Genomic DNA, 26,782 nt, shown 5'->3' with positions numbered 1-26,782 from the left:
CACACGCGATTGCAACCATGGAAGCGTAACGGGGAGCGGCACGCAAAGAAAAGACCGCCGCGGGGCAGATGCCACGCGGCGGTCCAGCAACAGGTGGGATAAAATCAAAGGTGGGCCGGTGATCGCTACTTCACCAGTTTTAGGGGACGGTGGCCAGCAACCTGGCGGAAGATATCGGTCAAATCCTCTGAATATTCATCGACGGTTTGACCGCCGGGAACATTGAAGTGGACTCCGCCGGTGATTTCGGCGACCTGATCCATCAACGCTTTGTCGGCTCCGGCGCCAAGACTGATTGTGATGATCGTAAAGTCTTGATCAGCACAGAGATAGGCTTCGTTCAGGACGTAATTTTTGGCGGCGTTATTGTTGACGCCTCCGTTGACCCAGTTCGCTTGACCGTCGGTCAGCAGCACCATCATTTTCACGGCGCCCTTGCGCCCCCGAGCTTGCAGCTCCTCACGAGCCACGGTCATCCCACCACCGATATTGGTGTAGTTGTGATAGTGCCCGGCCTGGCGCTGCCGTGACTGGGTCATGATAAACGGCAGGTTCTCGGTCAACGTTGATTCGAGCAGGCCATCACCGTCTGGGGCATTGTAAACAGCTAGACCAATTCGGTCTCTTCCATCCCCTTCTTGCATGAAGTGAACGAACAGATCCACCGAGTTCTTCACCGCGGTGATCGGTTGGGCGCTGGCTTTCCACAAATCGGGCGTCGAATACGACGAATACTGACGCTCCAGTAAATAATTGATCCAGTTGAAGTAGCCGAAGCGATAACGATAGCCGGCGTTATTATTTTGACCCGTCCCCAGGCAATAGTTGATGTAGTCGTTCCAGCTTCCGCCTGGATAGGGATAGGCGGTGTTATTGAGTCCCAACGCCGTGCGGATCGTATTGGTTCGTTGACCGTCGAAATCAAACGACTGCACCTGGTCAGAATTGTCCGGGTTCTTGCCGCTGGTCACCCAGACGTAGCGAATCTCTTGATTGGGATTGGCCGTATAGTTGAGTGACGAACCGGGGTTGTAGTTGTAGGTCGATCCGTTGCTGGTCCTTACGCGGACTTGCTTGATCGTTTTATCAGACTTCACGACAATCGATTTGCCGCGATAGGTGACGGATGAATTCGCCTGGCCGCCGGACTGCGGCGTCGGCCCGTTGACCACGGCGTAGTTCGGATCAAACTGCAGCTCTCCAAAGGCGGGCGATCCAAGATCGGCGTACATCTGCTGAGAGTTGCTATAGATATGATCGAACCCCAATTTTCCGATCGAATTGAATTCGCTGTCATCATTCATGGAGCCTGAAAGGTCAAGCACGAGCATGATGTCGCGAGATTGATAAGTCGCGATCGATTCGGCGGTGATGTCAAACGAGTCGCGTCCGAGCAAATGCCCAAAAAAGAACGGCATATTTTCGTAGGTCATGCGGACACTGACCGTCGTGGGATTCTTCTCGGCGGTGACCACTTGTCCCTCGGCGTCGTTCCACTCGCCGATCGTTAACTGCAAGCCGTCGCCGTACTTTGTCAGAAATTTATCGACGTTGTCAGCGGTGTTTCCCTCGGTAAATTCTTTCCATTGCAGACCGACAGGGTTGTGCGTCAGGTATTCGTGCACTGTGCCGGTAGCGATATCTTCCCCTTCGATCAACGTTCCGGCGCCGGCCAGCGCAGCGGAATCGACCGATCGTTGTAATTGCGATTGCATCGTGAACATGTAGCCCACATCTACGCTGAGCGCCATGAAGCCCATCATCACGATCATCAACACGGCGGCTAGCACGACGATCACCCCGCGCCGAGGCGCAGGATGTACGGAGTATGGTTTTTCTCGATCTCTACGACGCGACGACATTTCGACTCTCCTAGTGGTTGGGCGAATGGGCGCAGCAGCCGACAGGTTGGCGCTGACGCGGGTATCATGGACAAATTGGTGGGGAGAGTTTGGGCTTCGAGCCGCTTCGTGCGGGTACGTCGCGATATAGGAACGGCAGGCGAACGCCTTCCGCAGCAATGGGAAATAGAAAAGCCAGTCGAAATGAATCCAGTGTCCTTGCCCAATGGAAACCATAGCTCGAAATCTTTCGGCAGGCCGCCGCAGAGAAAAAAAATCGCAAAAATCGTCGTGAGCCTCCCATGACTCCTCTTCCCACTCCTTTACGCATCGCCGTTGTGGGATCTAGTTGTCGCGCCGCAGTCGCTTGTTTGCGGCGCAGCGGCGTCGCTGTCGTCGCGGCGGATCAATTCGCCGACGCCGACCTCCGGCTAATGGCTCCCACCAGCCAACTGGACCACTATCCCCACGATATTCCCGCGTGGCTGGCGACGACCGATGCGACCCATTGGATGTATGTCGGGGGGCTCGAAAATCATCCCGATGTCGTCGCCGCCGCCGCCGAGATCCGCCCTCTCTTGGGTGTTGACGCCCCTGCTCTGCCGGCGATTCGTGATCCGTTGTTGCTCCAATCGCGACTGTTGGCCGCCGGCTTTCGATTTCCCGAGACGCAGGTCGAACCTCCCGCGGCGGATCGCTGGATCTCCAAGCCGCGAAGTTCAGCAGGCGGGTTGCACATCCGCGATTGCGCGCAGTCGGCGCCAAACGTGGATGTCGTCTACCAACGATTTGTCCCTGGCCGCTGTTTTGGCGCCGCGTTTGTCGCGATCGCAGGAAAAGCCCAATGCCTGGGCGTTATGCGGCAATTGATCGGGCGAAAATGGAAGACGCCGCAGCCATTTCAATATGCCGGTTCGATTGGGCCGGTCCAACTGTCGCCGTCGCAGCAACAACAGCTTCAGTCGTTGGCCGATTTCCTGGTCGAAACCACATCGCTGCAAGGTCTGTTCGGCGTTGACTTGATCATTCGCGGCGACGAATTATGGCCGCTAGAGATCAACCCGCGTTTTACCGCCGGGATGGAACTGTTGCCGATCGATGCGATGCGTTTGCATCTGTCGGCGTGGCTGCCTGAATGGAGGAAGGAGGGGCCGGATCGGAAATCATCGGCCCCCGCAATAGGCGGCAAGCGGTATCTGTACGCACCATGCGATGTCGCCTGGACGGAATCGCTCGAAGGGATCTTGCAGCAAACGGCGGCGGAGATGTCGCTCAAAATCGCCGACATCCCGATGCCAGGCGTCCTCATTCCACGGTCAGCGCCTTTGTTGACGTTGCTTGGCTCTGCAGCCGAACTGGGCGTCGTATCGAACCGGCTGCGCAATGGGGCCAAGCAGATGCTGCAGCGGCTGTCGTCGGAAAAGTGAACCGGAGTTAGCTTCTCCGTTTGCGCTGCTCGGCGGTTGCGAGCGCTTCTTTCAGATCGGCGCTGGTCGGTTTCCAGTTGCGACCGGCGTGCTGCGGTTGAAAGTCGTCTACTTCGGCCAGGCGAGCGATTTCGCGTGTCGCTTGTTCCATCAGCTCTTGCGGCGTACCGGTCGACGTATCGATCGGTTCGCCAATCTTGACGATTACTCGGGCTCGCATCATGAAGGCGCTTTGCGGCGTCCGGTCGTACGGTGCTCCGATGATATAGATCGGCACGATCGGCACGCCAGCATGTTGCGCGATCATCGCGGCGCCGGGGCGAACCGGCAGCAACAGCTGATCGGTCATGTTGATTCGCCCCTCTGGCAATACGCCGACCAACTCTCCCGCCTTCAACAACTCGATCGCATGGCGGATCGCTTTGGTGTCGCGACCTCCGCGATTGGCCCCGATAGCGCCCGATTGTCGCAGGAACCATGCCAGAGCGGGGTGCTCAACATACTCTCTCGCGACCATCCAGTGGACGACGCGATGCGCAGCAACTTGAATGAAAAACGGATCGGCGCTGCTACGATGGTTAGCGATCAAGACGGCGCCCTTGTCGATCGGAACAGGCAAATTAGGAGGAATTGATGTTCGCCACCAACATTTGGAGAAGACAATGTTGATGCAAGCGAGGATGTATCGCGGAAACGTATAAACGCGCCGCGACCAGCCGGCTAGCCACCAGATGACCGGGATCGCCAGGATCGAGATCAAAAATATTGCTGAGATGATGTCGCGTATCAACGCGGCGTTTCCGATTCGAACAGGGACAGGAACGAAGATGCAGATAGGAATTGTGAGCGATACGCACGGTCAGGTCGAGTTCACTCGTGCGGCAATTCGCATGTTGGAGTCGTTTGAGGTCGCTCAGGTGATCCATTGTGGCGATATCGGTGGAGCCGCAATTATCGAACTTTTCACCAAATGGCCGACACATTACGTCCTGGGGAACGTGGACCGCGACCCCGAGTATCTCCAAGAAAAAATCGAATCAGCAGGGCAAACTTTTTGCGGAATGTTTGGCCAACTGGCGATCGCCGACCGGAAAATCGCGTTTCTTCATGGTCACGACGAAGATCGGCTCGAATCGACCATTCATTCCGGCGATTTTGATCTGGTTTGTCATGGACATACGCATCAGGCCGCCAACTATCTGGTTGGTGAGACGCGCGTGCTGAATCCCGGGGCCTTGTTTCGCGCCAGTCGTCACACGATTGCGATTGTCGACTTGCCAGAGTTAGAAGTGAACATCGTGCCGGTGTAGGCTTCGCCGGATGGTGAGCTTTTTAGGTCTTTGCCCGCGCACGATCGACTTCGCGCTGCAGCGCTTCTCGCACGCCGACATACGTCTGGTGGGCTTTCATGCAGGCCGAGCGAAACGTTTCGGGGCGGCTGACCCCTTTCAGACGGAAGGTCTCGATATTGTCGAGAAAGAAGATCATGTCGCCGGCGTGGTACCACGCTTGTCCCGGACGGACTTCAATCTCGATCCGATTGAAGCGATCAAGATCGACCCAGCGATCCGGCTTGCCGCTGAGCCCTTTCTCGATGATCACGCGGCGGTTCGTCAACCGATAGTGCGTACCGACGCCGGGCGCTGCGTGCCACAAATAGATCGCGGCGCCGATTGGACTGGTCGCCAAAGCCAGCAGATTGCCGACGGTGACAAAGCGGACCCCTTGGTCGATTTCGTACAAGCGGCCGAGCAAACGCCCTAGCCCCGATGCTCCGTTTGACGGCCAGACCGTCATGACGCTGGTTTCCGATCCGGCGCTGGGAGCGACTCCGGCGATGGCCTGGGACATCGGCAATCTTTCTAGGCAAGCAGGATAGGGAAGCGCTGTATTAACTTCGCCTAGTCTATCAGACGAGCCCCGGGACCGACCAGTAGATTTTCAGTCTCTGCGGCGATCAAATGCGCTTCTGCAAGATGTGCCAGAAGACCGCGCCGGTCTCAAACATCGATCCGACGACGAGCACGCCGATCAATAGCGGCATGTTGATTCCGGCATCGCCTGCGTTGACGATACAAAAGATGACGCCGAGCATCTGAATGACGCCGCCGACAATAATCAGCAGAAGTGAAAGTGGATTCATGGGTTCTCCCTGGTGCGTTTCTCTTGTTGTTCTCTCTGGATATTCGTGATTTTCGTAGAGAAATTGTCGAGAGGGATCCCTTGCAACGCAAAAACCAAGTAAACGAACGGCGAGCAATCCGCTCAATCCGCAAATTGCGCAAGACCCGATGGCGAAAATGCGTGCTGCGATCATTTCACTTTCAAAATGATCCCATGCACTACCAGAACCGCGCCTGCTGACAACAAGCCCCAGCCGATCCAACTGCGAGGGCGAATCATGTGGCGCTGGTCGGTGTTCTCGACAATCATGCTTTGCAGCGCCCCTTCGGTAGTTTCTGTCGAAGGTCCAGCGTGTCGTGATAACAGTCGCGTCGCCGTGGGGGTCAGTGTGAATGACTCGACCGACTTCAGCGTGACGCCGGCCAATAGCAAGATCACGCCGAGATAGATCGCATGCAACGGCCAATCGCCTCCTTTGCGCGCCACGTAACCCTCCTGAGTTCGCTTGGTTTAGAGCAACAGCGCAACCGCGCCCAGCGCCAACAGGCCTACGGCGACCCAATCGCGCCGCGTCCAGAATTCGCTCTTCCCATTGTAGCGAACGTAGTCGAGCAGCGCGCCAGTCGGGCAACCAAAGCGGCAATAGGCCATCGGCGTGAAGAGCGACGCGACCAGTCCGACGATCGCAATGCCGATGGTTCCCCAACCGGCGATATGCCATACATAGGCGTCAAACGGCTCGATATCGACCAGGCTAAACGACCAGCGAGCCGCCGCGACCAATACGACCCACGCTAGCAATACGCTGGGGATCGCTTTGAGCCAGGGGAGGAGCCGTTTCGACGGTTTCCACTGCCATCGAATCCGCCGCTTGGTCCATTGCTGCACGACGCCGTGCGGACAAAGATGACTGCAATAAACGTTGGTGCGGGTAAAGATCGGCAGCGCCACCGCCGCGCCGACTAACAGCACCAGCCCGAGGGCTGACTTCCAGGGGACGCCGTTTTGCGCCCAACCGACCAACAACGCTTGGGATACAAAGTCGCCGTTGGCGAAGCCGAGATAAACGAAGACGACGATCTGAAACGGAATCCGCGCCCACGGATTGCCGCGCCAAGGACTAAACGCCAGCAGCACGCCGATGACCACGACGGCGATCGTTTTGTAGTCGCGCTCGTGCAGACGAATCTGGTCTTTCTCATCCGCTTTGCCCACCGCCAAGTACGACTGCAGCATTTCATCCGCCGCGTAATATGCGCCGGTCGCCGCCGTTTGGCTGGTCATGGTCGCGCCGGAGACTCCTTCGATTTGCAGTTCACGAAGATCGGTTTCGGGCAAAGCGTAAATCGATTGTCCATTCAGTAAATTCAAAAAGTAGTCGTCTTCGCGAACGTAGTCGACGTACGGCTCATTGTCATAGCTGCGGACTAGCGCCATGCCGATGATGATGTCCTCGTTGTCCAAACCTATCAGCATCTCGGTCGGACCTTGATAGCCGACTAGATTGTCGGCTGCCGGCGATGTCCGCAGAATCTTACCCAGCGGTGTCGCGTCCCCGTTTTTGACGATCAGCAGCGACGGATAGAACTCGTCCGGTTCGAGCGATTCGGCGGCGGGAAACAGCTTGCGAACGACATCCAGCTTTGGCAAGTCCGGAAACTTCAGCGATTGTTGGCCGCCGCCGAGTCGGCGCTGGACCGCTTCGATCATCGCCAGGCTGGTTAGCGTCGCCCCTGAGACGGCGTCGACGTCAGATTGGCGGATCGCTTCGTCGCGGGTCAGGCCGTCAAGACTATGCAGGAACGAATCGTGACGCTCCACTTCGCGGGCATGTTCGCGCGTGTCGCGGCTCGCAAGGATCGCCAGCCCGATGATTTTTTCGTCGGGCGAAAAACCGATCAGCACGTTGGTCGGACCTGAGAAGCCGATCGCTTTGTCGCCGATGGGGGACGTTTGTTGGACGCGGCCGAGCGTTGCATCGGCGGCGTCTTTCACCGTGCCGTCATCTACAACGTGATCGGCGGCAGGAAAGAGCTTTTGGACGATCGCGATGTCTAGTACCGGCGCCGGCCCGTCGTGGGCAGGCGCATGAAGCGTCGCCGCCAAGTGAATGATCAGCGCGATCGCAACTAAGATCAGCACGCGCCCGGCGTGGACGAAAGGTCGCCAAGCTGGGCGTCGCTTTTGCGGCTCAGACATTTACTTCTTGGCAGGCACAAGCTGAACGGCGTCGGCATGGACGGTTCCGCCGGCGCCGGCCGTTGCGACGACGATGGTGACCACTTCGCCCTTGTCGAGTTGCAACTCGCCCAGCGAGATGAAACCACCTTCGATCGGCGGATCTTTTTGCTGGTTGATCTTTACTTCCAAGCGATCGCTTTTCGTTTCCACCATCACCGGAACGGTCTTGCCGCGGTTTTCGTGCGGCTGGTACGCGAACCGAACGTCATAGACGCCAGCTTCCGGGGCTTCGACCGCGAAGCGAACCGCTCCGCCGCTATTGCCGGAGGTGTAAAGGTAGCCATAGCCGACATAGCCCTTCAGCCCGGTGCCGACTGTCCAGTTGCCGATTCGTTCCGCTTCGGCGTCATCGACGACTGTGCCGGCCAGCTTGTTGGGATCAAGTCCCGTCGGCGGACCATTGGGGCCGGCGAGCGCTGGAATGTCGTCGGGGATTTCAATTTCATCGTCCAACTCAGCGCGATGGGCTTTGCCCGGCAGTTTGAGCAACGTGTCCATCTCGGGCCAGTAACGTTCGTAGACTTCGCGCGGCGTGCAGTCATACGTGGCGCAGATGCTGGCCGCTTTGCCGACCACTTCGCCCATCATGCCGCAAGTCTTCATCACGCGGACAGTACCGAGGGCTTCGTGATCGACGCTGATACAGCGGCCGGCCATGAAGAGATTGTCGATGTTGCGTGAGTAGAAACAGCGGTAAGGAACTGGATAGCCAAAGTTGCGATCGACCCGTTGATCGTGGACCGCGATCGAGATGAACGGGTTGTCGGGGAACTTTTCGGCAAACTGCTTCTTCGGGTAGTGAAGATCAATCGACCAGGTGCTCGGTACGCAGCCGTCTGAGAACTCACGCTTGCTGATGATGTCGTTTTGGTTCAGCACGACGTCGCCTCGCAGGAGACGAGATTCACGCGGACCACCGACATAGGCGACCCAAGTCAGAAACGCGGGTTCATGTTTGTCGGCGCCATCTTTGTTTTTCATCGCGTTGAACGCGCCATAGACGGCGCGCAGATTCCAGTCGCGGATTCCTTCGGCGTCGCCGAGCGCATCTTTGTCGAACCCGCTTTCCCAGAACCATTGCCCATGATGATCGCGCGGATAAGGGAAGTCTTTCATCGTTAGGTCGAGCGCCCAAGGAGTCGCCGGAAATTCACGCGGCTTGTCCGCTTCGTCCCAGGCCCACATGTTGCTCATTCCCATGCGCCCTTTTTCGGCCATGTCAAAGTCAGCGCCGGCCAAAAATCCGATCGTGCCATGTCCGGTGCAGTCGACATATAGCTTGCCGGTAAATCGTTTTTGTTCGCTGGTTCGCGTATCAAAGGCATAGACGCCGGCGATCTTCTTTTCGCCGTCCATGTCGACTTGATAGGCGTGATGATTCAGGAAGAGGTCGATATTCGGTTCGGCGCGAACGACCGCTTCTTTCTTTTCATCTCCAAACTCTTCGTACGTGCCGGGCGATTTTTTGGCCTGGTCGGCGAACTCTTCGATAATCTCACCGACACGGGGGAACTTGCCGCGACGAATGTTGCCCATCGCCCAGACGCGAACTTCGCTCGAACCGTTGCCGCCCAGAACAGGCCGATCTTGAATCAACGCGACTTTACAGCCCATGCGAGCCGCTGACAAAGCGGCGCCCATTCCGGCGTATCCGCCGCCGACCACCACCAGATCGTACCCGCTCTTCTCGGTCGGTTTTTCTTTAAGGCCCAGCAAACGACTGCGCCAAGCCGGAAGGATGGCGCTCTCATTCGGAGGCGATGCATCTTCTTTCGTAAAGAAGATCGCATCGCAGCGGCCATCAAAACCGGTCAGGTCGTGCAATTTCAGTTCGACTTCTTTCGCGTCAATTTTGACTGTTCCGCCAGCTTGCCAAGCCCATTCGGCGCCTTGGGTTCCGAAGGTTTCGCTTAGCGGTTGGTCATTGACCAGCAGTTGAAAACGACCAGGCGTGCCGGGAGCGTTCCAACGAGCGACCCAGTCTTTCGTGCGCACGAAGACTTTGTATTCGCCGGTCTCGGGAAAGGTGATCTTCGCCGTCGCGTCGGCGACCGGCGTGCCGAGCCCATGCGCGAGCATATAGGGTGAACCCATTTCGCGAATGAACTGCGTGTCGAGTTTCCAGCCGCCGCGTTGATCAAAGCTCTCGGCCTCGATCAATACCGATTGGCCGAATACGGGGGCGACACATGCGAACAATAAGAGTGCGGGTAGCAGTCGGCGCACGACGGATGCTCCAGATGAAAGGGGGGGAGAAAGGCGGGATTAGCGGTATCGCTTAGGCCGTCATTAAACAGACCTTAGGAACGAATTTTACACTGACATGTCGTCCCAAGATACTTCTCTTGCCGATTTTCGTGCATCCCTTGTACGCAGAACCCTAGAAACGTGGGGGCGGAGCATTGGGGCCTGATCCTAACTCGATCGGAACGGCTGCTTCGGGAGATTCGAGTGACAACAACTGCTCGACCATGGTTTGCGTGTCGTCAGCGTAGTTCGAGATCCGCAGTTCCCACAAGGGGCGAATCACCCCGGTTGAATCGAATAATTCAGGCCCGAAGCAAGACATAATCGCCGCTGTGATCCTCTGGTTGAGGTGCGGATGAGCGGGCGCGTCGATCGTGCTGCTGCGGAAAGCGTCGAGCGCGGAAGAGAGCAAGAGAGGCCAGCCAGCGCTGTGCGATCCGTCTCGAGCTTGCTCTCGAATATCACGGGAGAACTCTTGGACACGCTCGTTATCGAATCCCATGTTTTTCACGTCGGTCGCGACCGAAACATAGCCTAGCAGCATATCGGTCCAGCGTTCGGTCCGGCGGCGGAGTCGGTTTAGTTTGACCGCCAGATCGGCGTCGAGTCCGCGTCCGTAGACCATCAGATTGAGCGCTCGGTTCCGAGCCTCGAGATGACCGATAAAGACGCTGCGAACGGTCGCTTCGGACGATTCTCCCCGATGAATCCGGTCAAAGGCGATGCAAAGAGCGGTCCAGACGCGGGTCAACACATCGCTTATCAAGATCTCTTCCAGGATGGGACGGATCGTATCCCAATGGCCCGGCAGTTGAGCGGTGGGAGCTTCCTTAATGCTCTCCGAGTGATCCTTCAGCAAGCGGCCCCAGCGATCGAGACGTGATTTAGAGTGCGTCCAGTATTGCTCGAGCCCCTTCGGCGAAATCTGATTCATCGTGCGGATCTGAAACGGGGCGTGCGTCGCCAACAAGGCGGCCAGTTGTACTTGGTCTCGTGCGTGCATTCGGTGATTTCTTCGGCTCAGGCGACATGGAGGCGGAGGAAAAAGGGCCGTGAGAGCCCGAGGGGACAAGGGCTCTCACGGCAAGCAGTTAGCCTGGGGGAAGGGAGAGGACGCATCAGGCGATCGAGAGTACCTTTTGCATTCGCCGGGCCAAAACCGCAGAATATGGCGGTTTTGCAGCGTAAGTCATTGCTGTTTCGTGGTTTGAGTTTGCATCAAATCCGCCGGCCGCGATGCCGATGTTGTATTTTGACAGCATTTCTCAGGGCGCACGTTGCTGCGACGCAACCATGTAGCGTTCGCTCATCATGGAAACAATGGTCGGAGTGTTTGCGTTTTTTGCGCGTCTACGGCATGATGAAGAACTCCCGTCGAAACCTCACCCATTCAGGGTTACTCCTTGTCTCGATTCGCAGGTCCATTGGCGCTTGCCACGCTGCTGTTTTCCGTCCTTCCATTGCCGGCGCAAGAGGAATCGCGGTCGCTATTGGAACAGCAGGGATTGGTGAAATACGGTCGGCGCTGGATTTTGCCGAGCGAAACGAACTTGGCTCCGGAATTGCGCCAATTGGATTCGTTGGAGCAACAGCTCAGTTTCTTTCAGCGACAAGTCAGTCTGGCGAAGGACGACAACGCTCGGCAGTGGAAGCAAAAGCAGGCCACGCTGGCCGGAATTGACCGCTTGGCGAAGCATCTGAAGGAACATGCGGTCGGTAGCGACCAAGAGAAAGAGTTGGCCCAGGAGATCGATCGACTTCGCAAAATGGCGACCAGCGCCGGCGATGCGGTCGAACCGGCGAAGCTGGCGGCTCAACCGAATGTCCGTGAATTGCTGATGCAGCAAGCGCAGTTACTGGCGACACTGACAACGCGGACCTTCCTACTGCGGGAAGAAATGGTGAAGCTCGACCAGCGCTACGCCCAGATCAAAGCGAAGTTGCCGGAAGCGGAGCAGGAAAGCATGGGGCCGCTAGAGCCGCTAGCGCGTCGCTTGGGAAGGCTCGCGCGCTTCGAACGACTCGCGCGCCAAGACCGACTGCCCGTCTTCCTCCAAAATGGTCAGCCACGGGTTGCCGCGGTCTTGGATCAAGACAATCCGCAAATCTTTACCTGGAATCCGCAAGGCCAAGAAATAGTTTTGACCGCCAATATGGCCCAGAGCGTGGGTGTGCGATACACGCCAGAGGAAGGGGCCGAGGTTGTGTTGGGCAAGCAAAAAGTGAAGGTTCGGCGCGGTCGAATCGCCGCGATTCGCGTCGGGCCGGTGTTGTTGCAAGACGTTGCTGTGTCGGTCTTGCCTCCTGAGCAAGAGTATAGAGGCGGCTTTCTGGGCGGTAAGCTGTTTCAGCATTTCCAGCCCGGACTGGCCCTTGAAGAGCTTTCGCTACGATTTGATACGGCGGCGATGGAAGCCACTGCCGATCACTAGCGTCGGCAGGGACGGAAGACTTTTCCGATTCTAACCGTCAGGCAAAGCATTCTCAGGTTTGCGGGCGTCGCTTCCGACCTTAGTATGATAGGGAAACGCCAAGGCGATGACGTTGTTTCAAATTTGACCGACCTTATAATTACAACGTCAAGGTGTTTCGGTAGGAGAAATGCGGGTTGGCTGGTAAACCCAAGATCCTCTGTTTGTGCGCTCCAGGTGGACAACACTCGGTACTGGAGCAACTGCGCACAGACTATGACATCACGGAAGCGCAGACTCCGCTGCGCACCTTCGCGCTCTTGAAGAATCATGAGTTCGACGGCGTCTACATCTGTACAGACTACTTCGAAGACTCCTCCCGCATCGGCAACTTGCTGCAGAACGAGCGGATCCTGGAGGGGATGCCTGACGGCGTCACGATGCTCGATCGCGATAACACCGTACTCTGGGCGAATAGCTGTTTGCAGCGTTGGGCCGGCTGCGACGACGTAGTCGGCCGTAATTTTTACAGCGCCCTCAATAGTCCCGAAATTTTGGGCCCTGACTTCTGTCCGTTCCATACGGCGCTGACGTCCGGCCGACCAAGCACTTCGACGTTGCGCACCGAAGAAAACCAGTATTACCAGGTGCACGCCGCGCCGGTTATTACGGTCAACGCGCCGCCGAAGAACTTGATCGTCACCATCCGCGACGTGACGGAAGAAGTGCTCCAGCGGCAAAAGCTGGAAGCGATTCACAAGGCCGGCATCGAACTGGCCGATCTGACGACGGAAGAGATCTTCAACATGGAGGTCTCGGAGCGGATCGAACTGCTCAAGTCGAATATTCTGCATTACACCAAAGACCTGCTCAATTTTGACGTGATCGAGATTCGCTTGCTTGATCAACGGACCGGCGAGCTCGTCCCGCTCCTTTCGGTCGGCATTGACAAGATCGCGGCCGAGCGAGAGCTCTACGCTCAATCGACCAACAACGGCGTGACCGGCTTCGTCGCATCGACCGGCAAAAGCTATCTTTGCGAAGATACCCAGTCCGATCCGCTCTATCTGGAAGGTTTCAAAGGGGCCAAAAGCTCGCTGACTGTGCCGCTGATCTTGCACGATGCGGTGATCGGCTCTTTCAATGTCGAAAGTCCCGAACCCCGGGCCTTTACCGAAAGCGACCTCCAGTTCCTCGAGATCTTCTGTCGCGACCTGGCCCTGGCGCTCAACACGCTTGAGTTGCTCTCGGCGCAGCAGGCCAATACCGCGCAGGCCAGCGTCGAAGCGATCCACAGCGCCGTCGCGTTGCCGGTCGATGAGATCCTCAACGACGCCGTCAACGTGATGGAACGCTACATCGGACATGACGAGGAAGTCGTCGATCGACTGCGCCGCATCATTCAAAACGGTCGCGACATCAAACGCGTGATCCAAAAAGTGGGCGAGCGGATGACCCCCAGCAAAGCGGTCCCGGCTTCGGTGCAGCCTGAGGTTCGCCCTCGTTTGCGCGGCGCCCGCGTGCTGGTCGTGGACGAAGACGAATCGGTCCGCAGCGCCGCTCATGCTCTGCTGGACCGTTACGGCTGCGATATCGAAACCGCGCACGACGGCGCCGAAGCGTTGTGTATGGTTCGCGCCGGCTTGCATGGTTCCGGCTACGACGTGATCATTTGCGACGTGCACTTGCCTGACATGTCGGGCAATCGCTTGTATCAACGCTTGAAGGATGTCGTCACGCCGGTGCCGATGATCTTGATGACCGGGTTCGGCTACGATCCAGGGCACTCGATCGTCAAGGCGCGACAGACTGGGCTGTTGCCCAACGCCGTCCTGTACAAACCGTTCCGGCTGGACGACTTGCTGGCGACGGTCGAACGTATCATTGAAGCTTACGCCAATCAGCCTCAAGCCGCTTCGCAATAAACTTGCCTGGCGACTTTGCTGGCGCAACCGCCCCATGCAGGGTTTCGATCGTCCGGCAACGCTCGCCGTTGAACCGAACGACCTTGCACGATGCACTCTCCTCTGGTTTGGCTGCTGATCCTGCTCGCACTTGCCGGGCATCTGGCGCTTTGGACGCGGATCCATTGCTTCTTTCATTCGCTTCCCTGGAAGCAAACCGTGATCGATTGGATCGAACTTGCGATCATGTTCATCACCGCGGCGACGCCGATTGGTTTCCTGGCCTATTTGCTGTGGGGCCCGGCGCTCGATTGGAGCAGCCGCGCGGTCTGGATGGAGTTTCCCCTGCTTTACTTTTGGGCCTGTTGGACGGCGCTGCTGGTCGCATGCGGTTTGTGGGTTCAGCATCGTTACGACGAACGGCACGCGGCGAACTACTTCACGAGCAAGACGCTCTCGAGCGTTCATCTGGCCCGCAAGTTCGACATTGCGGAACTCGCGATCCCCAAGGTTCGATTCGCGCATCGCTTTCCCGGCAATCAGATCTTGCAGTATGTCGTCACCGAGAAAGAACTGTTTCTGCCGCGGCTGCCGGCGGCGCTCGAAGGTTTTACGATCACGCATCTTTCTGATTTGCACCTGACCGGCGAGTTTCTCCCGCCGTTCTATCAGCATGCGTTGGCCGCGGCCAACGATCTGCAGTCCGAACTGATGGTGATCAGCGGCGACATCTTCGATGTCGATCGTTGCATTGCCTGGAGCGAGTCGACACTGGGGCAGTTGTCGGCGCCCTGCGGGGTTCATTTTGTGCTGGGCAATCATGACACGCGGCTTTCCGATATTGCGCCGGCACGCGCCGAGCTAAAGAGCCAAGGCCTGATCGATCTCGGCGGACGTTGGCTGCAAACAAGCGTTCGCGACACGCCGATCATCCTCGCCGGCGACGAAGCCCCGTGGTTGTCGACGGTGCAGGATATCGAAGCTTGTCCGACCTACGAAAACGGGGAGCGGATCTTTCGCCTGCTCGTCGCGCATACGCCCGATCGTTTGCACTGGGGCGCCGCTCACGATTTCGACCTAATCCTGGCCGGACACAATCACGGCGGGCAAATTCGCCTGCCGGTGGTTGGCCCGCTGATCAGCCCCAGCCGCTACGGAGTCCGCTACGCCAGCGGCGTCTTCTACGAAGCCCCCTCCCTGATGCACGTCTCCCGCGGACTCTGCGGCACGTTTCCCTTGCGCATCCGCTGCCAACCCGAAATCACTCGGCTGATCCTCCGCCGCAAAACGTAGGACTGGACCGGACCGCAAAATTTTTTTGCGTCCAACCTCCGATGTTGCCTGAGAGTTAAGCTGCGCAGTTTGGCGGCCAGGATCGACAGGTTGGACCGGACCGGACTGCAGTAATTTTTTTCAATCAAATCGCCTAAGCTGCCCCAATGGTGATTTGGGTAGTTTTCACAGCGTCAGACCGAGGCCTGACCTACGGTTTGACCAGTTGGACCGGACCGCTCCCCATATTTTTTTGGAAGCTTGCCCATTCTGCCTGAGAGTTAATCTGGGAGGTTTCGTAGGGTGCGTCGAGACGCACCAGAGCCTGTCAATCGTCTTGGTCCTCCCCCCCCACGTGTGAAAACGCAATCGCACAACAGGCGACATCGGGTGTAAACCGCACACTTAGGTAACATCTGGGGCAGGTCGCTCGCACGGTTTGAACCATGCAGCAGCAACCGCCATCGGCGCAATCCGCCGCACCCCTCAATCGACCCGAACTCCGTGCGCCTTGTCAACGGACAATCTTTGACGGCCAGACAAAGCAAGCTCTCTTGGCGTGCATACCGATTGAACACTAGCTCGCGCCTCGGGCTAGTGTTCTGTCACGCGACAATTTTCGGGCGCCATGTTCTTATTAGCCGTAGTGCGTTAGCACCGGTTTCTGATGGGAACTCATTTGCGAAAGACACTTGGTGACAGAAACCGCGGCTAACGCCGTGCGGCTGATTTCGTGGAAGCCGAAAATAGCGGTTTGACACAACACTAGCCCGCTGCGCCAGCGAGGGAATAGAGTTGGCGATCCTAACCCGGATTGAAGTGGCGAGCCGCTTTCCCTCGCTGGCGCTTCGGGCTAGTGTTCCGTCACGCGACAATTTTCGGGCGCCATGTTCTTATTAGCCGTAGTGCGTTAGCACCGGTTTCTGATGGGAACTCATTTGCGAAAGACACTTGGTGACAGAAACCGCGACTAACGCCCAATGCCGCTTACTTTACGGCTATTCAGGGAGTGGCGGGTCTGGTGATTTTGCTTTTTTGCGAAGCGATTTTTGGAACTTCGTCGTCTTTGCGCGGCGAGGATGGGCGACCCGAGGGTAGCTGCGCGGCGACTTGCGGTTCGGTAGTGTTCGCTTCGACGCGCTGACCAAGGCTTTCGTAAAAGCCGTACTCCACTGCTCGAACGTCTCGTACGACTTGCGCAGCAGTTGGACCTGAAAGGTCACCCAGACCCCGGTGAAGCTCAGTTTTCGCGGCTCGATCCGCGCCAGCTTCGCGGCCCCGCGACGAAGCTGCGACACCAAGTTGTACGCAACCACGGAACCCATTAACTCCTTCATCACCATCTCGACGCTCTGGGCCCGCAGGTTCTCGGTGTCCATCGTCACCTTTAAATCGCGAATGTCGAATTCCACGTCATAGCGCCGATGGTAAAGCTCCGCCAAGCATCGTGCGTCGAAGCTCATTGACGTCACCAATCCCAGCGTCGAGCCGTCGTCCAGTTCGACTTCGTGCACAAATACATTCAGCGAAGCGTCGGTCGGCAAGTCGGGATTGGTCTTGCGTTCCTTGGCCGAGGGACGCCAGTTCAAACGGAAGCTCTTATAGCCTTCGCCTTGATCGATTAGCTCGGCTTGCTTGCGATGCGCTTTTAACCGTAACATCGACAGGCGAAACAGAAAATCGTGCCCTGCTGCTCGCGTGTGATAAGCTACGCTGAAGATCCCAAAACCGCTGTCCGCTAAGACGATACTGCGGCTGGGCAGTTCGCCGACAATCTCGCGTGCTTGTTTGGCTTCGCTGGAATTATGGGGGCCGTACATCGGATCGATCTTGGGAACCAGGATGCAGCCGGTTTGCATCTCGGCGGCCACCATCAGCATCGCGACTGGCCAAACCGTTTCGCCAAGCTGGTTGGTCGCCGGCGGAAACGCCTTTTTCAGAACAGGCGTTGGCGGCAGCGTGATCGTGGTCCCGTCGATGATGAACACGCGCCGATCATCGAAAACAGGCTCGGCGCTCCGTCCAAGATGGTCGCAAACGCATCGCGAGAATCTTTCGATCGCATCCAACGGCAGACGTTTGCGAGCGGCGCTGAACGAGGAAGTGTTCGCTCCCAAGGCGCCTTCGTGGACCCGCTTGTTGTCAGGAAAGAGTTCGCTCGGATGTTCGATCGCTTCCGAAACGACCGCTTGCAGCGATGCCCCGCCGAGCAGACGTTGCAGAATCAACAGCCAAATCGTGACGGCCTGAGTGTAGACCATCTTGGTGTTGGGGCGATCATCAAAATCAACGATCGCCTCGATTTGTGGAACGCGCAGAATCTCACTGAGCAGAGTTCTGGCGGCGACAAACTGCGCTTCGGGCGAATCGGGCAGAGTGGGAGATGGAATCATGACTAGCCGCCATTGTGACAGAGAGATCAAAATCTCTCAACTTGGCGCAAATCTCGTACCCAAACCGAAATGCGGTCAGGATTTTGACAAAGTAAGCGGCATTGGGCTAACGCCGTGCGGCTGATTTCGTGGAAGCCGAAAATAGCGGTTTGACACAACACTAGCCCGCTGCGCGAGCGAGGGAATAGAGTTGGCGATCCTAACACGGATTGAAGTGGCGAGCCGCTTTCCCTCGCTTGCGCTGCGGGCTAGTGTTCTGTCACGCGACAATTTTCAGGCGCCATGTTTTATTAGCCGTAGTGCGTTAGCACCGGTTTCTGATGGGAACTCATTTGCGAAAGACACTTGGTGACAGAAACCGCGACTAACGCCGTGCGGCTGATTTCGTGGAAGCCGAAAATAGCGGTTTGACACAACACTAGAGCAATTTTCACGAGGGTGTCCAGTTCTGCAGATTACCGGTGCTGCAGTAAGACGCTACTTTCGCGGGAGCGAAAGGCGACTATTTGTTCAGCTTACTGAAAAACGCTCTAGTGTTGCGGTTTTATGTGGGGGCGACATCTTACAGATAAACCCGCCGGTTATAAATCCACCATTCCACCAGCAGCACCACGATGGCGGCGGCGACGATCCATTTCCAGAAGTCGACGCGGACTGGTTCCCAACTGCTTTGGCCTTCGATCGGTTCTCCCCAGTCGGTGGCGATCGCTTCGGTCGGCAGGATGTTCGATTCTTGGGCGTCGAAGATGTTGACCGAAAAGCTTTGGGTGACGTCGGGGCCGCTTCCTTCGCGGACGCTATAGGTGCCGAGTTGATCGGTTTCGCTGAAGCTGAAGATGTTTTTTCCTTCGCGACCGATCGTGCGCTCCCGACCCGTGGGAGGTGAAACCTTGACTTCGGCGACCGGCGTCGAGGTCCGCAGTTCGATCGGCAAGCCGGGGCGAATCGACAGATCGGCGGCGCCTTGGCGGACGTCGCCGAGATACTCGATCACGTTTTTGACAAAGACCGGAAAGCTTTGGCGTTTCGGCCATTCGGTGTTGTAGAGGAGCGAGCCATCTTTCTCGATCAGAAAATGAAAGCCGAGGACGGCGTCTTCAAAGCCTTTGCGCGGCGCGATCGCCAACAGCGGACCAAACTGCGAATCGATCAGCGTTGTCCCCCCGGAGACTTCGACCGGGGTCGCGTAACCGATCATCACGTTGGTCATCTCGATAAAGTTCATCATCGGATGCGAATGGGCGATGTCGATCACCTGCGGCACGGTCACTTCTTCCCCCAACTTCCACTGATCGCCAGGCGGGATCGCTCCCAGGAAGAGCGTGCTCGATTCGGGCATCGTCTCCGGCGAGCAGTTGTCGTAGATAATCAAGTCAAAGACGCCGGTCGCCGCTTCCTGCTTGTACTGGTCTTCCTGCAAATAGCTGGGCTCGACCGTGGTGGTGCGAGCCAGGCGGTCAATCGCTTCGGTCGCCATCGCCAGGCGAAAGTAGTCGTTCCCCGCGGTGACCATCAACACGTTCGCTTTGCGGGGGGGATTGATCGCCGCGTAAGCGATATTGTCATTGGCGAGCGCATCTTCGACTTCGATTTGCAGACGCAACTTGCCGGCGTCCAGATTACCCAGTTCAAACTGAATGCCGGCGGCGCCTTCTTCCGGCAGCTTCACGGTTTGCGCGTCGAGCAGTTCGTCGTTGTAGTAGAGTTGGGCGGCGATCTCATCGGGCGCGGCGCCAAAGCGTTCGATACGGGCATAGGCTTGCAGTTCATTATTGCGATCGGGGTTGCGCTGCGTGCTGAACGCGACGATGCCGACGTTGCCGCTCAAGGGATCGCCGATCGGCACATAAACCGGGGCCAGATTGCCAAACGTAAAGTCGGCGATCGGGGGAAATCGCCCATCGCTGAAGATGTACAACGTCGCAGGCTTCGCTTCGGCGACGCCTGCGTCTCCTTCGCTAAACGCTGTTTGACCCGGATTGGCCAGGCCCGACGCAACGCGGAGCGCTTCGCTGATGTCGCTGACTCGATTGGTCGGTTCGATCGCGGTCAGCTTGCGCTGCAAGATCCGACGGTCGTCAGTAAACGCTTGTTCGATCTTGGCGCGATCGGCGAAGCTGACCAGCATCGCGACGTCGCCCGATTGCATTTGGTCGATCATTTCGGCGATGCGGCGTTTGGCTTCGGCCAAGCGGTCTTTTTGCCCTGCGACATCTGCAGAGCTCATACTGGCCGAATTGTCGACGAGAAAGACAAACCGATCGCCGATCAGCTTTTGTCCCTGCATGCCGGGACGCAGACAAGCGAGGATCAGCAGCAGTACGAACAGCAGTTGCAACAGCAGCAGGATGCTTTGCCGCAGTCGTTGCCAGAGACTGTTGACGTGCAGATCCTCGATCGTGCGGCTCCAAAGATAGGTGCTGGGCACTTCGATCGGCTGACGGCGCAACTTCAAAAAATAGAGGGCGATGATCGCGGCCGGCACGACGGCCAGCAGCGTCCAACCCAACCAACCTAGCGTCGGGAGAAACATTAGCGGACGAGCCCCCTCTGACGCAGATAGGAGGAGACGATTTGATCGACCGGCGTTTCCGTATTCGCCAGCATGTAAGTCATGCCGCGTTTGGTGCAATACGACTTGGCCCCTTCGACAAACGCGTTGAGGGTCTTTTTGTATTTCTCAAGCAGCGGTCGGCTGACGGTGATTTCGGCGGCGTCAGCGTCTTCGCTGTCGACCAGTCGCAAGTCGCCTTTGATTTGGTCTTCGGGGTTCAGTTCGACCGGTGACAGGGTATGAATGACGTAAACGTCCATTTGCTGGGCGGTGAGAAAGCGGAAGGCCGCCTCGTAGCCTGACTTGTCCATCAGGTCGGTGATCAGCACCAAGACTCCTTTGCCTTGGTTGCGGAGACAGAACGATTTGACCGCATCGAGCAGCGGCACGTTTTCGCCGGGTTCGATCTGATTGATATGATCGAGCATCCGCATCAGGCTATGCCTGCCGCGTAAGACGGGGCCCGGTTTTCGGAGCGGCGTGCCGAAGGATTCGCACTTGACGCGGTCAGCGCGACAGAGGCCGATGTAGCAGAGGGCCGCGGCCATCTGTTTGGCGAAGTGAAGCTTGGTCGGCTCGCCGAAATCCATCGAGGTGCTGGCGTCGATCAGCGTAAAGAAGTGGAGGTCTTCTTCTTCCAGGAAGAGCTTGAGGAAGAGCTTATCGAGTCGCGCGTAGGTGTTCCAGTCGATAAAGCGGAGATCGTCGCCGTGGACGTAATTGCGAAAGTCGGCGAACTCGACGCTCTGCCCTTTGCGTTTGCTGCGTCGTTCTCCCTTCATCCGCCCACGAAAAATCTTCCGGCTGACCAACTCGAGACGTTCGAGCTGAGCCAGCATCTTGGGCGAGAGCAATTCGATCGAAGAAGTCGTCGTGACAGGCATACGCGCGGGTGCGTCCTCTGGCAGGGGCGGCGAAGCGAGACAGGCGAAAGTTAACGATTTGCGACGCGGGCCACGATCGGCTCGTCGTCACTCTTCTCGGGTAGTTTCTCCAAGATCTCGAGCAGCACATGGTCGGTGTCGAGTCCTTCGGCTTGAGCTTCGAAGTTCAGGATCACGCGATGTCGCATCGTCGGCAGATAAACGCGGCGGATATCCTCGAAGCTGACGTTGTAACGGCCGTCGAGCAAGGCGCGAACCTTCGCTGCGAGGGCCAGCGTTTGGGCGCCGCGCGGGCTGCTGCCCCAACGCAAGTATTGATTGGTGACCGGCAAGGCCATAGGGCCGTCGGGATGCGTCGCCAAAGTCAATCGCACGATGTAATCTTGCACATGTTTGGCCAAGATCACTTCGCGGATCAGCTTTTGCCACTTCATGATCTCTTCGCCATCCATCACCTTTTCTGGCTTGGCGAAGGTTCCTTTGGTCGTGCGATCGATGATCGTCGCGAGATCTTCGGCGGTCGAATAACCGACGACCAGCTTGAAGAAGAAGCGGTCGAGCTGAGCTTCGGGCAGCGGATAGGTTCCCTCTTGCTCGATCGGGTTTTGCGTCGCGAGCACAAAGAACGGCTTCTTGAGCTCATGACGAACGCCGCCGACGGTGACGCAAAACTCTTGCATCGTTTCTAGCATCGCCGATTGGGTTTTGGGGGTAGCGCGGTTGATTTCGTCCGCGAGACAGATCTGGGTGAAGATCGGCCCTTTTTGGAATTCAAAAATCCGGCGACCGTCTGGCGTTTCCATCACCATGTTGGTCCCCAGAATATCGGCCGGCATCAAGTCGGGCGTGTACTGGATACGATTGAACGGCAGATCAAGCGTCTCGGCCAGGGTGCGCACTAGCAGAGTCTTGCCGAGCCCCGGCACGCCTTCGAGTAGGCAGTGCCCGCCGACAAACATGCAGGTCAGCACTCCGTGGACGATTTCGTCGTGACCGACGATCACGCGCCCAATTTGCTCGCGCACCGCATTATATCGATTGCGGAACTCTTCCGCTTGTTGCTGCATCGTCTCGCCGACGCTCATGTCGCTTTCCTCAAAGTAGATGGATGACGAGTGATCTTCTAAATCGCTGCTGGAACCGCGTCGCGATTATTCCTTGGGGGGTGGGGACGAATCCCCGGGGCGCGCCTGTTGTCGGCGAGCCTTTTGCTTCGCCTTTAACAAGCGGGACGTATAGTTATCTTCTTCGCTCGGTTCTGATTGGGATGGGGATTGAACTCGACGATCGATACGCGGAGTCGCCGACGAGAGTTCGTCGGAGACGGCGTCGCCTGCTTCCGGTGCGTCGGCGTCGGTTTCAAAACGCGTGCTGGCGCGGCGCTGGTCGATGTCGGAAGCGACCTGCTCTTTGCTCATCCGCAACCGCTCGAGCCGATCGTCTTGCTTTTCTTCTTTGCCAAAGCCGAATGCTCGCCCGACGTATCGAGCTGCCGGCGCCAGCCACTGTAATCCTATCGTAACTCGGCGGATGAAAACGTCGTGAAAAAATGCGACCGCACAGATTACCACCAACAGGGGCCAGATCGGCTGACTGCTGACCGCTTTGGCCAGATTATGCCGGAAAGTATCGACCTCAAGCAAATCGTCGACGCGGCCGAGCGCCATTCTCCCCTGGATCAGCTCCCCTTTTTCTCCCCCTGTTGGCTCTAAATCGGCCAGGGTCTCCAACAAGTTGTAATTCGTAAATTGCTGACGAAATTCGGCCGAATAGGGAACATTCACCCCGGTTCGCAGCGGAGCTTCGCCGGGACCAGGGACGAGCGACAGAAAATAGCTGCCAGACTCGTCGGCGTCGAACTCGCCGACATAGCGCCCTGGCGCGACTTGTTCGAGCCGAAAATCGTGCGTTTCCATCCGCGGGTCGACGGCGTTGCCGGAGATATTCAAAAAGTTGAGATACTCGTCCTCTTGATCGATCGCCGTGACGACGACGCGGACTTTGCCATCTTTCGCTTCGCTGGCGATCGTGTACTTCCCTTCGTTGCCGCTGGGACGCATCGCCCAGCGAATCATCTGCGTGTAGAACTTGTCGTACCCATCCCAGCCGGTCCATTGATTGGTCCAGCGATGTCCGGCGTCGCTGGTGAAGACGACCGAACGGCCGAGCCCGAACGTCCAACTCGCCAGCAGCGTCGCGTTCTCGGGATGTTGCGCCGGGTCGGGCGCAATCAGCGCGACGTCGACTAACGGATTGTCTTTGAGCGACGTCATCACGTAGCCGTCGAACGACGGAAAGCTGTTGATGCCGGTCGTAATTTCGTGGGGATATCGTTCCAAAGGAACCATGCCGGGATGATCTTTCACCAACGGCTGCGCGATGCGTCGGGCTTCGCGCTGATAAATCCGGGGCAGCGCCTTGGGGTTGGTCACTTCATAATATTTGCCGCCGGTCGCCGTCGCGATTTTTTTCAGCTCTAAACTGTTCGCCGGACCATGCGTGCCGATCGCAACGGTGGTCACTTTGATGCCCGCTTTGGCGATCGCGCTCAACGTAAATGGATTGGCGGGGGACGGGTCGCCGTCGCTGATGATGATCATGTGCTTAACGGCGACTTCGTTGGGCGGAAGCTGGTTGAACGCACGCAGCGCCATTTGCAGCGACGGATCAAACTGCGGCATGTCGCCTGGCGTCATTCGCGACATCTTCGCCAGCATGCCGGGGCGATTCGGTCCGACGCGAATTAGTCCATTTCCGTTGCTGGTCCAGAGCCATTGGTCAGTCGCAGCGTAATGGATCAGGCCGCAGTAGTCGGAGTTGCCCAGAGCCTGCAGCGCCTCGCGGCCGATCACTTTTTGCCAATAGTTTCCTTGCGGCAATTCGGAGGCGTGCATCAACATCGCCAACGCGCCGACCGGAACCACTTTGGCGTCTTTGATCGTAAAGTCGACCGGCATCGCCTTTTCCAACTCGCTATTGGCCCAGCCGCCGGCGCCAAACGCTTGCGGACCGCCGAGCATCACCAGGCCGCAACCCATCTGCTGCGTATTGCGGACCAGCACTTCGATTTGCTGATCGCTAAAACTGGCCAAGTCGCCAGCGTCGGCGCCGCTTGATCGCGGCGTGCCGGCCAGAATGACGCAGTCATAACGCTGCAGTTCGGCCAGTGAGGCGAACAGTTCGTTGGTCGGCATGACGTCGACTTCGATATCGTTCGCTTTCAGGCGATCGACCAGCACGCTGTATTCGCCCGGCGTCGTCCAATCTTCTATCAGCAGGACGCTGCCCTTGCCGCGAACATGCGTGAACGCCGTCGCGATGTTGTTTTGCGGCATCGAATCGTCGGTGCGATCATCCGGCAAAAAACGGGCTTCGTACGTATAGAAGTCAGGGCGATCGATCACGTGCTCAAAGGTCAGCACTTTTTTGCCCGGTGCGACTTCGATCGGTTGTTCCGCCAGCACTTCTTCCAGCTTGCCCGCTTTTCGCAAGACGACCAGCTTGCCGCGCACGACGCCAGCGTTTTCGGCCGTCGGCTCGGTCATGTTGTTAATCACCACCGAGGTCCGAATCGTCTCGCCTTTGCGAATGTCGTCTGGCAGCGTCACCTTTTCGACGGCGACTTCCGAGCGGCTCGACAGTTCGATCGGCGCGACATCGACGCCGATTCCGCTGGCGGACAGCGCTCGGGCGATCGGCTGAGCGTCTCCCAACGTTTGATTGCCGTCGGTCACCACGACAATGCGTTTCGCCTCATCCTCCGAGAACGAAGCTTGGGCCAACTTTAACGCGGCTTCCAGGTTGGTCGCGTCTTGCTTGATATGATCCAAGCCAATCAGGCGGCGGCGGCCGATCGGAACGTCATCTTCGTACGGCGGTACTTCGATTGCCCCTTCGCGACCAAAGACGATCACGCCCGCACGATCGCCGCGCGACGGTTGGCGATGCTTTTTGACTTCTTTCGAGACGTACTGCGCCATCGCGGCGCGCTGATCTTCGGGAATGCTGAGCGACTGGTCCAGCACATAGATTACTGTCATCCGCTGGCTGACGCGTAAAAACTGCGCCTCGGCCAGCGCAAAGATTAACATCACCAGCACCGCTGAGCGAAGACCGAGCGCCATCAAGCGGCGCACCGGACCGAGACCCGCCAGACTGCGATAGCTGAAAAACCAGAGCAGCGGCAAGGTGGACAGCAGCCATAACCAAGCCGGCTTGTTGAACGCGATGTCGATCCCGAACATGATGCGCCCGTTTGGCTGGATAGGGTGATGAAATCGCCGCGTAGGTTACGTCGCCGGCGCGTTGCGAAGGCTTTTAGAGAAGGTGGTCGGTTGTTCCCCTATGGTACCGCTTGGAAAAGCGCAAAGCGATAGCTGATAGGCGGTTTGAAGATTCGACCGATTTACAGCGCCACGCGCTGCACACGATGATTGTTCGAATCAACCACATGCACGCGTCCGCGACTGTCCAGCGCCAGCGCCCATGGACAAAACAGTTGCCCCGGTTCTCGCCCGTTGCCGCCCCAGACGCCGACGCTTTGACCGTCGAGCGTGAATTTTTGCAACCGATGGTTGCCGAATTCGATCACGTAGACGTGTCCTTGGCCGTCGAGGATCAAATCGTACGGGTAACTTAACTCGCCGGGCCGTTCGCCGTGTGCGCCCCACATTTTAATGAGGACCGCTTTATCGCCGGTCGCATCGAAGACTTGAATCCGATGGTTGCACGCATCGGCGACCCAGATCCGATCGTCGGCGTCGATCGCCAAGTTTTGGGGGCGGACAAATTGCCCCGGCTGATCGCCGTGGCCTCCCCATTCGAAGAGATATTCGCCGCTGGCGGTAAATTTTTGAATTCGATCAAACTGGCCATATTCGGCGATGTAGTAGTTACCATGGGAGTCTTGCACGGCGTCGGTCACAAAGCCAAATTCGCCGGGGCGATGTCCTTCGACTCCGCCGATCGTTTGGTCATCCAGCTTGCGACCGTCCGCCGTATAGACCAGCATCCGGTTGTAGTGCGTGTCAGCGATCAGCAGATCGCCGGCCCGATTGAAGGACAAGCCGGATGGTCGACCGCGATAGTATTCCGGAATTTGCCACGCACGTAAGAAACTCCCATTGCGATCAAAAACCTGAATCCGGGCCGTCATATCGACGATGTACAACTGGTCGTTGGCGTCAATCGCGACGGCGCGCGGTTTTTCAAATTTCCCGTCAGAGATCCCTCGTTCACCCCAGACAGCTTCCAATCCTCCCGGCGAATCCAAGCCGGGGACGCAGCCGCAAAGCAGCAAGAGAAGCGTCGAAATGAGGGGCAGTTCACGAGTCATGGGACCCATTATTTCGTGAAAACGCCTGTAAGGGAAACGGTTCGGCCATAATTAGGCCCATTTGGGGCTTCCACTTGTCTGGCGTGGCCCGGATTCCGTATAGTTAACTTTTGACAAGACAATAACTTCGGGCAATCAGCCCCTAGCGG

General features: G+C 57.6%; 19 protein-coding genes. 5 read left to right on the top strand and 14 right to left on the bottom strand.

Annotation, left to right across the window (positions count from 1 at the left end):
* Positions 1-125 precede the first annotated feature (125 nt).
* Positions 126-1,862: a VWA domain-containing protein gene (locus tag M4951_RS21175; protein WP_262023614.1), complete on the bottom strand. Its 1,737-nt coding sequence runs from the start codon at positions 1,860-1,862 to the stop codon at positions 126-128.
* A gap of 281 nt (positions 1,863-2,143) precedes the next feature.
* Here M4951_RS21175 and M4951_RS21170 point away from each other — a divergent pair, with 281 nt between their 5' ends.
* On the top strand, positions 2,144-3,268 hold the full coding sequence (locus tag M4951_RS21170) for an ATP-grasp domain-containing protein (protein WP_262023613.1): 1,125 nt from the start codon (positions 2,144-2,146) through the stop codon (positions 3,266-3,268).
* A gap of 7 nt (positions 3,269-3,275) precedes the next feature.
* On the opposite strand, the gene M4951_RS21165 is transcribed toward M4951_RS21170, so the two are convergent.
* Positions 3,276-4,058, bottom strand: coding sequence for a lysophospholipid acyltransferase family protein (locus M4951_RS21165; RefSeq protein ID WP_262023612.1), 783 nt, complete (start codon positions 4,056-4,058; stop codon positions 3,276-3,278).
* A gap of 37 nt (positions 4,059-4,095) precedes the next feature.
* Here M4951_RS21165 and M4951_RS21160 point away from each other — a divergent pair, with 37 nt between their 5' ends.
* Complete coding sequence (locus M4951_RS21160) at positions 4,096-4,578, top strand: metallophosphoesterase family protein (RefSeq protein ID WP_262023611.1); 483 nt, start codon at positions 4,096-4,098, stop codon at positions 4,576-4,578.
* A gap of 22 nt (positions 4,579-4,600) precedes the next feature.
* Here M4951_RS21160 and M4951_RS21155 read toward each other — a convergent pair whose 3' ends face one another.
* The 6 genes from M4951_RS21155 to M4951_RS21130 form a co-directional block, all read right to left on the bottom strand.
* On the bottom strand, positions 4,601-5,119 hold the full coding sequence (locus tag M4951_RS21155; RefSeq protein WP_262023610.1) for a PH domain-containing protein: 519 nt from the start codon (positions 5,117-5,119) through the stop codon (positions 4,601-4,603).
* Positions 5,120-5,225: 106 nt separating this feature from the next.
* A complete protein-coding gene (locus M4951_RS21150) occupies positions 5,226-5,411 on the bottom strand; it encodes a hypothetical protein (protein ID WP_262023609.1) in 186 nt (61 codons plus the stop codon).
* A gap of 170 nt (positions 5,412-5,581) precedes the next feature.
* A complete protein-coding gene (locus tag M4951_RS21145; RefSeq protein WP_262023608.1) occupies positions 5,582-5,878 on the bottom strand; it encodes a hypothetical protein in 297 nt (98 codons plus the stop codon).
* 24 nt (positions 5,879-5,902) lie between these two features.
* Positions 5,903-7,591 carry an FMN-binding protein gene (locus tag M4951_RS21140; protein ID WP_262023607.1) on the bottom strand — a complete coding sequence of 563 codons (1,689 nt, stop codon included), beginning with the start codon at positions 7,589-7,591 and terminating at the stop codon, positions 5,903-5,905.
* Positions 7,592-9,850, bottom strand: a complete 2,259-nt coding sequence (locus M4951_RS21135) for an FAD-dependent oxidoreductase (protein WP_262026949.1) — start codon at positions 9,848-9,850, stop codon at positions 7,592-7,594.
* A 163-nt stretch (positions 9,851-10,013) separates the two neighbouring features.
* Positions 10,014-10,883, bottom strand: coding sequence for a hypothetical protein (locus tag M4951_RS21130; protein WP_262023606.1), 870 nt, complete (start codon positions 10,881-10,883; stop codon positions 10,014-10,016).
* Positions 10,884-11,283: 400 nt separating this feature from the next.
* Here M4951_RS21130 and M4951_RS21125 point away from each other — a divergent pair, with 400 nt between their 5' ends.
* From M4951_RS21125 to M4951_RS21115, 3 genes are all read left to right on the top strand, one after another.
* Positions 11,284-12,312: a retroviral-like aspartic protease family protein gene (locus M4951_RS21125; protein ID WP_262023605.1), complete on the top strand. Its 1,029-nt coding sequence runs from the start codon at positions 11,284-11,286 to the stop codon at positions 12,310-12,312.
* A 176-nt stretch (positions 12,313-12,488) separates the two neighbouring features.
* Entirely contained in the window at positions 12,489-14,216 is a 1,728-nt protein-coding gene (locus M4951_RS21120; protein WP_262023604.1) for a response regulator, read from the top strand.
* A 90-nt stretch (positions 14,217-14,306) separates the two neighbouring features.
* Positions 14,307-15,488, top strand: coding sequence for a metallophosphoesterase (locus tag M4951_RS21115; RefSeq protein ID WP_262023603.1), 1,182 nt, complete (start codon positions 14,307-14,309; stop codon positions 15,486-15,488).
* 977 nt (positions 15,489-16,465) lie between these two features.
* Here the strand turns inward: M4951_RS21115 and M4951_RS21110 are convergent.
* The 6 genes from M4951_RS21110 to M4951_RS21085 all read right to left on the bottom strand — a co-directional run bounded on the left by M4951_RS21110 (position 16,466) and on the right by M4951_RS21085 (position 26,633).
* Complete coding sequence (locus tag M4951_RS21110) at positions 16,466-17,860, bottom strand: IS4 family transposase (protein WP_262023602.1); 1,395 nt, start codon at positions 17,858-17,860, stop codon at positions 16,466-16,468.
* A 562-nt stretch (positions 17,861-18,422) separates the two neighbouring features.
* Positions 18,423-20,393 carry a vWA domain-containing protein gene (locus M4951_RS21105; RefSeq protein ID WP_262023601.1) on the bottom strand — a complete coding sequence of 657 codons (1,971 nt, stop codon included), beginning with the start codon at positions 20,391-20,393 and terminating at the stop codon, positions 18,423-18,425.
* Positions 20,393-21,298, bottom strand: coding sequence for a DUF58 domain-containing protein (locus tag M4951_RS21100; RefSeq protein ID WP_262023600.1), 906 nt, complete (start codon positions 21,296-21,298; stop codon positions 20,393-20,395). The genes M4951_RS21105 and M4951_RS21100 overlap by 1 nt, the downstream gene beginning before the upstream one ends.
* 50 nt (positions 21,299-21,348) lie before the next feature.
* On the bottom strand, positions 21,349-22,383 hold the full coding sequence (locus M4951_RS21095) for an AAA family ATPase (protein WP_002655321.1): 1,035 nt from the start codon (positions 22,381-22,383) through the stop codon (positions 21,349-21,351).
* 66 nt (positions 22,384-22,449) lie between these two features.
* A complete protein-coding gene (locus M4951_RS21090; protein ID WP_262023599.1) occupies positions 22,450-25,542 on the bottom strand; it encodes a VWA domain-containing protein in 3,093 nt (1,030 codons plus the stop codon).
* 161 nt (positions 25,543-25,703) lie between these two features.
* Positions 25,704-26,633, bottom strand: coding sequence for an NHL repeat-containing protein (locus M4951_RS21085; RefSeq protein ID WP_262023598.1), 930 nt, complete (start codon positions 26,631-26,633; stop codon positions 25,704-25,706).
* Positions 26,634-26,782: the final 149 nt, after the last annotated feature.

It is taken from the genome of Blastopirellula sp. J2-11 (assembly GCF_024584705.1).
In the GTDB taxonomy this organism is placed as follows: Bacteria; Planctomycetota; Planctomycetia; order Pirellulales; family Pirellulaceae; genus Blastopirellula.
This window is presented reverse-complemented; position numbering and strand designations above follow the sequence as displayed.